7 protein-coding genes are annotated in these 7,267 nt (G+C 75.1%); 2 read left to right on the top strand and 5 right to left on the bottom strand.

Annotation, left to right across the window (positions count from 1 at the left end; genetic code table 11):
- Positions 1 to 65 precede the first annotated feature (65 nt).
- The 3 genes from ACFQ6N_RS24310 to ACFQ6N_RS24300 all read right to left on the bottom strand — a co-directional run bounded on the left by ACFQ6N_RS24310 (position 66) and on the right by ACFQ6N_RS24300 (position 2,330).
- Complete coding sequence (locus ACFQ6N_RS24310) at positions 66 to 455, bottom strand: DUF3040 domain-containing protein (RefSeq protein WP_380652664.1); 390 nt, start codon at positions 453 to 455, stop codon at positions 66 to 68.
- Between the two features lie 513 nt (positions 456 to 968).
- The gene (locus ACFQ6N_RS24305; protein ID WP_380652661.1) at positions 969 to 1,721 is read right to left on the bottom strand and encodes a methyltransferase domain-containing protein; all 753 of its coding nucleotides are present in this window, start codon (positions 1,719 to 1,721) and stop codon (positions 969 to 971) included.
- A gap of 45 nt (positions 1,722 to 1,766) precedes the next feature.
- Complete coding sequence (locus ACFQ6N_RS24300) at positions 1,767 to 2,330, bottom strand: SAV_6107 family HEPN domain-containing protein (RefSeq protein ID WP_380652658.1); 564 nt, start codon at positions 2,328 to 2,330, stop codon at positions 1,767 to 1,769.
- Between the two features lie 565 nt (positions 2,331 to 2,895).
- Between ACFQ6N_RS24300 and ACFQ6N_RS24295 the strand changes: the two genes are divergently transcribed.
- On the top strand, positions 2,896 to 3,525 hold the full coding sequence (locus tag ACFQ6N_RS24295) for a DUF4126 domain-containing protein (protein WP_380652655.1): 630 nt from the start codon (positions 2,896 to 2,898) through the stop codon (positions 3,523 to 3,525).
- Between the two features lie 32 nt (positions 3,526 to 3,557).
- On the top strand, positions 3,558 to 5,051 hold the full coding sequence (locus ACFQ6N_RS24290) for a phytoene desaturase family protein (RefSeq protein ID WP_380652652.1): 1,494 nt from the start codon (positions 3,558 to 3,560) through the stop codon (positions 5,049 to 5,051).
- A 97-nt stretch (positions 5,052 to 5,148) separates the two neighbouring features.
- On the opposite strand, the gene ACFQ6N_RS24285 is transcribed toward ACFQ6N_RS24290, so the two are convergent.
- Together ACFQ6N_RS24285 and metF are read right to left on the bottom strand one after the other, a co-directional pair.
- Positions 5,149 to 6,057 carry a hypothetical protein gene (locus tag ACFQ6N_RS24285; protein ID WP_380652649.1) on the bottom strand — a complete coding sequence of 303 codons (909 nt, stop codon included), beginning with the start codon at positions 6,055 to 6,057 and terminating at the stop codon, positions 5,149 to 5,151.
- A 192-nt stretch (positions 6,058 to 6,249) separates the two neighbouring features.
- Complete coding sequence (gene metF, locus ACFQ6N_RS24280; protein WP_380652647.1) at positions 6,250 to 7,164, bottom strand: methylenetetrahydrofolate reductase [NAD(P)H]; 915 nt, start codon at positions 7,162 to 7,164, stop codon at positions 6,250 to 6,252.
- Between the last annotated feature and the right edge of the window lie 103 nt (positions 7,165 to 7,267).

Below are 7,267 nucleotides of genomic sequence, written 5' to 3'. Positions count from 1 at the left end.
CAGCAGTCGACTCGACTGCCCGCCCCCGGCGTCCGTGGTCTCGGTCGGCGTTGCGGCCCGACGGCTCAGAAGCCGCCGGTCTGCTCGTCCCGGCGGCGCTGCCAGCGCTGCTCGACCCGGTCCATCATCCCCGCCTTGCGGCGCGGAGCGGCGGCCTGTCGGGGCCCGGAGCCCTGGGACGCGGGCCCGCGGCGCCAGCCGGTCACGGCGAACACCGCGCACCCGAGCATCACCAGGAAGCCCACGACGCTGACCCAGATCTGGTCCGGAACGACCATGCCGCCCATCAGGAGGCCGATCCCCACCACGAAGCCGGCGACGGCGAGGTAGACCCGCCGACGGGTGAAAGTGCGCAGCCCGGTTCCCTCAAGCGCTGACGCGAATTTGGGATCTTCGGCATACAGCGCTCGCTCCATCTGGTCGAGCAGTCGCTGCTCGTGCTCCGAGAGCGGCACGGAGTCCTCCTACTCGTCGGTCGCGGGTGCGACCGGTCCGCCCACCCCGGTCGGGGAGGCAAGTCCAATCAGCCATGGGGCACACGGTCGGACGCCTGTGCGGGGGACCCGGCCCGTGTCGTCCATATGCCCCACGCATCCGGCTGTCATGCTTTCCGGCTTTACCCAGATCATACGGTCCGTGGGCCCGTTACGGGGTGGTCTGCGCCGCGTGGGACGGGCCACTTCGACCGGCCACCGCCGCACCGGTGTCAACGCGCCACGCCACGGACAAGTGCCCGAACGGATGGAATCGGTCCGGACCTGGGGAGCTTCGCCTCCGGTGCGCGGAAACCGGTCGGCCGACCGGGCCGGCGTACGGACGGCGTCCGGGCGGCGGCCGGAACGCGAACCGCCGCCGTACGGTGTGCGAACCGTACGGCGGCGAAAGGTCTCGCGACGGCTCCGCGACGGCCGCCGGCAGCTCAGCGACAGCTCCGTGACAAGCCCGCCGGCGGCTCCGCACGGGCCGGCTCAGGCCAGGGTGGCCAGCAGGTGCAGCTGGGTCGCCACGGCGTGGAAGGCGGGCTGCTCGGCGGCGGCCTCCTCCAGCCTCAGCAGCGCCTCCAGCGCGCCCGGCTCGGTGTCCACCAGCACGCCGGGGACCAGGTCGGCGAAGACCCGGACGCCGTGCACCGACTCCACCCGCAGGCCCGCGGCCTCGGCCAGCCGGCCCAGCTCGTCGCCCGTGAAGCGGCGCGGCATCGGGTCCTGCTCGCCCCAGCGGCCGTCGACGGCGGAGAGCACCGTCCGGGCCTCGTTGAAGTGGCCGGCCAGCGCACGGGCCAGCACGGCACCGTTGCGGTTGGCGGCCAGCAGGCTGACCAGGCCGCCCTCGCGCAGGGTGCCGGCCAGGCTGCCGAGCGCCTCGGCCGGGTCGTCCACGACCTCCAGCACGCCGTGGCAGAGCACCGCGTCCACGGTGCCGGGGGCGACCAGCTCGGGCAGCGTCTGGGTGTCGCCCTGGACGGCGCGCACCAGGTCCGTCACGCCGGCCTCGGCGGCCCGGCGCTCCAGGGCGAACAGCGCGTCCGGGCTCGGGTCGACCACGGTGACCCGGTGGCCGAGCCTGGCCACCGGCACGGCGAAGTTGCCGGTGCCGCCGCCGGTGTCGACCACGTCGAGCACCGGCTGGTCCAGCTCGGCCGCCCGCTTCTCCAGGGCTGCCCGAACCACCTCCCACACCACGGCGGTACGCAGGGCACTGCGGGGACGCGTCGGGTACACGGTGGGGCTCCTTGGCACGTGCAGTTCGATCAGGATGCCTCCACCTTAAGCCTGCGGGCCGGGCGGCTCGTCGCCGTCCAGTGGCAGCCGCGGCGCGGGCGGGACCACCCGCAGGCCCAGCAACCGCTCCACCAGGCGCAGGAACAGCGCGGAGTTGCGGATCAGGTCGTCGGCGTCGCGGGCCGAGGCCGCGCCCCGGATCCCCGCCTCCGCGGCGGCCCGGCGGCGGGCTCCGGCGCCGTAGTAGAGCGCCCACTCGGCCAGCTCCGGGGCGACCTCGGGCAGCACCTCCCAGGCACTGCGGATGGCCTTGCGGCGGCGCGGGTTCTTCTCCGGGCGGCCGCGCACCGCCAGGACGGCCGCCACCGTGCGCAGCGCGGCCAGGTGGGCGGTGGCGTAACGCTCCAGCGGGTCCTCCAGGGCGCGGGCCCGGGCGAGGGTGCGGTGGGCGTCGACGAGCAGGTCGAGAGCGGCCGGCGGCGCGCCGACCCGGCGCAGCACCGGGTGGACGTCCGAACCGGCGGGGCGGCCGGCGGCCGGCCCCGGGGGGTGCGGCAGGGCGGCGCAGTGGAGGCGGGCGGTGACGGGCTCAGGACGGCTGACGGTCATGGTCTCCCCCGTTCCGAGGCAGCGCGCGGACCGGGTGGTCCGTGCCCCTCCATCGTGAACGGCACCACTGACAATCCGGCCGCCACCGGAAAGGGCGGCCGGGAAATCCGGAAAGCAAAGCGGCGGCGGGCGCGGATCCTCCCCCGGTTCCGCGCCGCCGCCGTGTGCCGTCGCTCCGCCGTTCCCCCCACAGGCGGCGGTCGCGAACTTCCCCCGTGGCCGGTCTCCCCCCGGGCCCGCTCCGCCGCCCCGTGTCGGCGGTGCGGGGACCGTGACCAGCCCCGCGGCGGGTCCTCCTCCTCCGCCCCGGCCCTGACGGCCGGAGGGACGGAAGGATCCGCCTCCCGGGCGGGGCCTGCGCCCGACGCGCCGCCCTCCCGGTGCCACTACTCTCCCGTCTCCGCAGGTCGGAGACCATCCGCTGACGTACTCAACCGCGCGACTGAGTATCCGTACTCAGTCCCCGCCGCCCCGGAACCGGGGCGTGCGCCCGCGGCGTCCCGGGTCCCGGTACGGTACGGCGGGACCGGGCGGAACCGGCCCGGTCCGCAACGAGGGGGAGGCCATGACGATCCTGCCGCTGATCTTCACCAGCGGACTGGCCAGCGGCATCAACGCGTACGCGGTGGTGCTGCTGCTGGGACTGCTGGGCAGGTTCGCCGACGCGCAGTCGGTGCCGCACGCGCTGGAGCGCACGGACGTGCTGATCGCCGCCGCGGTGCTGTTCACCCTGGAGGCGGTGGCCGACAAGATCCCGTACGTGGACAGCGTCTGGGACGTCGTGCACACGGTGATCCGGCCGATCGCCGGTGCCACCGTCGGCGTGCTGATCGCGAGCAACGACCCCGGCTCGCTCAACGAGGTCGCGGCCGGCGCGATGGGCGGCACCACGGCGCTGGTCAGCCACCTGGTGAAGGCCTCGCTGCGGATGGCCGTCAACACCTCCCCCGAGCCGGCCAGCAACATCGCGGTCAGCATGGCGGAGGACCTCTCGGTGGCCGGCCTGGTCACCCTGGCGATCTTCCACCCCTGGCTGGCCGCCTCGATCGCCGCCGTGGTCCTGGCCGTCGGCCTGCTGCTGGTCTGGCTGGCGGTCAGCAGGATCCGCGCCTTCCGGGCCCGCCGCCGCGAGCGCAGGGCCGCCCGGGCCGCGCAGACCCCGGGCGCCGCCTACGCCCGCCCACCGGGGGCCTGAGGCCCGGACCCGGGCATCTAGGATCGGGTCCCATGGCACGGATCGTCATCATCGGCGCAGGAATGAGCGGGCTCGCGGCGGCCTCCCGGCTGGCGACCCTCGGCCACCGGGTGACGGTCTGCGAGGCGACCGGCACCTACGGGGGCATGGTCGGCCGGTACGAGCGCGACGGCTTCGCCTTCGACACCGGCCCCGGGCTGCTCGCCCTCCCGGCGGTCTACCGCGACCTCGCGCTGAAGACCGGCAAGGAGCCCCTGGAACAGCTGGTGGAGCTGGCCCCGGTCGACCCGGAGAGCCGGCACCTGTTCCCCGACGGCACCGCCGTCACCCTGCCCAACGCCTCCCGCGGCGGCGTCAGCCAGGCCCTGGACACGGCCTTCGGGGCCGGTTCCGGGGCCCGCTGGAGCGCCGTGATGAACGACGGCCGAACGGTCTGGGAGGCCACCCGCCGCCCGCTGCTGGAGGAGCCGCTCCCGGCCGACCGGGCCTTCCTGGGCACCGACCCGTACCCCGTCCCGCGGCGCACCGGCCTGGCCCGGCTGCGCCGCGCGGCCCCGTGGACGCTGCACGACGTGGCGGCCCGCCGGCTGGACGGCCACCCCGGCCTGACCGCCCTGCTGTTCGAGTCCGCGGTCCGGTACGGCTTCCTCCCGGGCCGGGCCCCCGCCGGGGCCACCGTGCTCCCGTACATGGAGCAGTCCTTCGGCGTCTGGTACGTCCGGGGCGGGCTGCGGGCCCTGGCGGAGGCGGTGCACCGGCGCTGCGAGCTGCGCAAGGCGGAGTTCCGCTTCGACACGCCCGTCACCCGGGTCGTGGTCGAGGACGGCCGGGCCCGCGGGGTGGAGACGGCGGACGGCCGGATCGACGCCGACCTGGTGCTCTCCTCGATGGACGCCGGCGCGCTGTTCGGCGGCGGCCTGGCCGAGTGGCCGGGCCGGCCGGCCGGGACCTGGCGGCCGTCCGGCGCGCCCGGCCGGTTCAGCGTGCTGCTCGCCCTGCGCGGCCCCCGGCCGGAGGGCACCGCGCACCGCACGGTGGTGCACGCGGCCGACCTCGCCGCCGAGGAGCGCGCCCTGGCCCTCGACGCCCCGCTCTGCGAGCGCCCCACCGTGCAGGTGCTGCGCCCGGACGACCCGGCGCTGCGGCCCGACGACGCGCACGAGAGCGTGGTGCTGACCGCGACCGTCCCGCCCCAGGGCGCCGTCGACTGGACCGCGCCCGGCGTCGCCGACCGCTACGCCGACGCGCTGCTCGCCCATGCCGACTCGGCCGGCCTGGGCCTGCGCGAGCGGCTGCTGTGGCGGGTCGTGCGCACTCCGGAGGACACCCGCCGGGAGACCGGTGCCCCGGGCGGCTCGGTCGCCCTGCCCGTGCTGGCGGGCGCCGACGGCGACTGGCTGAAGGCCGCCAACGAGTCGCCCGTCCCCGGCCTCTACCTGATCGGCGGCACGGCCCACCCCGGCGGCGGGCTCGCCCGCGTCGGCATGTCGGCCTGCATCGCCGCCAACCTGCTCGGCCCGGCGTAGCCCGAGGGCCCGGCACGGCCCGAGGACCCGGCACGGCCCGAGGACCCGGCACAGCCCGAGGGCCCGGGGCCGGGCGACGGCCCCCGGAGCGGGCGGGTCAGCCCTGGTGCCAGGTGTTCTGCTGCTGGTAGCCGTAGTTCTGGTCGTACACCGGCTGCTGCGGGATGCCCTGGGTCTGCGGGTCCGGCTGCGGCTGCCACTGCTGCTGGGCCTGCTGCGCCTGCTGGTGCTGGTGGGCCTGCTGCTCCTGGGCGTTCGGGTCCCAGGCCTGCTGGTGCTGGTGCTGCGGCTGCTGCTGGTAGCCCGCGTACGGGTCCTGCTGCTGCTGGCCCTGCTGCGGGTAGCCGTACGGGTCCTGGGCCTGCTGCTGGTAGCCGCCGTAGGACTGCTGCTGGTCGTAGGCGAAGGCGGGCTGCTGCTGGGTCTGCCACTGCTGCTGGTCGTAGCCGCCCTGGTAGGCGGCGGCGTACGGGTCCTGCGCCTGCTGCGGCTGCTGCTGCTCGTGCTGCTCGTAGTACGAGGGCGCGTAGACGCCGTCCTGGGCGAGCTCCTGCATCCGGAAGGCGGCGGTCTGCTCCACCTCCGGCAGCTCCTCGGGCTCCGGCCGGGCGGCCGGGGGCTCCTCGACGGGGCTGACCTCGCCGATCCGGTCCTCGGCGGCCGCGGCGGCCGCCACCGCGGCCGCGCCGCCGGTGAGGGCGCCGAGCAGCGGCACCTTGGCGAGCGGGCCGGGCAGGCTGCCGTCGGCGTTGCGCAGCGACCAGCCGCCGCGGTAGCCGCGCTTGACCGAGAGGGTGACGAAGGTCTGGCCGGCCGCGAACAGCACCGCGCCGGCCCCGATCACCACGACCGACTGGAGGCCCATCCCGACGGCCACGCCCAGGAAGCCGACCAGGGCCAGGGCCCGCCAGTGCAGCGGCGCCCGGTTCTGCAGCAGCACCTCGGCGACCAGCCAGAGTGCCACCACCGCCAACGCGGCGTACAGCAGCAGGTATCCGATGCCCATCCGCCCGCTACCTCCAGTCGCGTACCCGCGCGTCCACGCCGCGCGTGTGCGGCGACTGTACCGGTTCAACGGCCGGGGTACCGCATCGCGTTCCCGCCGCCCCGGCACCGGCCGCACACGACCGGGCCCGCCACCGCGGCTACGGTGGCGGGCCGGTGAACTGCCGCCGTCGGTACGGCGGTCGGTCCCGCCTCAGCGCTGGTGCAGTCCCAGGTTCTGGTAGATCTCCAGCGTCGCCGTCGAGTGGTTCAGCGTGATGAAGTGCAGACCGGGCGCGCCCTCGGCGAGGAGGCGCTCGGCCATCGCCGTGGCGTGCTCCATGCCGATGGCCCGCAGCGCGGCCGGGTCGTCGATGGCCCCCCGCAGGCGGGCCTCCAGGTCTGCGGGGAAGGCCGAGCCGCTGAGCTGCGGGAAGCGCTCCAACTGCTTGGCGTTGGTCACCGGCATGATCTCCGGGATGATCGGCGTCTCGCAGCCGGCGGCCGTCACCCGGTCACGCAGCCGCAGGTAGTCGTCCACCTCGAAGAACATCTGGGTGATCGCGTAGTCGGCCCCGGAGCGGATCTTCGCCACGAAGTGCCGGATGTCCTCGTCCCAGTCGGTCGAGCGCGGGTGCATGTTGGGCGAGGCCGCGACGCCGACGCAGAAGTCGCCGATGCCCTTGATCAGTTCCACCAGCTCGTAGGCGTAGGTGACGCCCTCGGGGTGGCTGACCCACTCGCCCAGCGGGTCGCCGGGCGGGTCGCCCCGGACCGCGAGGACGTTGCGCACGCCCTGGTCGGCGTACTGGCCGATGATGTTGCGCAGTTCCGCGATCGAGTGGTCGACGGCGGTCAGATGGGCGACCGGGGTCAACGTGGTCTCGGTGGCGATCCGGCCGACCATGTTGACGGTGCGCTCACGCGAGGAGCCGCCGGCGCCGTAGGTCATGCAGACGAAGTTCGGGTCGAGCGGTTCGAGGCGGCGGATGGCGTCCCAGAGCTTCTGCTCGCCGGCCTCGGTGCGCGGCGGCATGAACTCGAAGGAGAAGGAGCGCTTGCCGGCCGCCAGGAGTTCGCGGACCGTCAGTGCGCGATCCGTTCGCGTTGATGCGATACCGAGTGCCATGCTGGCAGGCTATCGGGCCTTCGTGGCGGCCGGACAACCGTGTTCCACGGATTGAGACAAGCGGTGGACGGCATTCCGCTTCGCCCCGCTCCGCCCGGGCGAC

Origin of the sequence: Kitasatospora sp. NPDC056446 (genome assembly GCF_042796115.1) — a bacterium.
GTDB lineage: Bacteria > Actinomycetota > Actinomycetes > Streptomycetales > Streptomycetaceae > Kitasatospora.
This window is presented reverse-complemented; position numbering and strand designations above follow the sequence as displayed.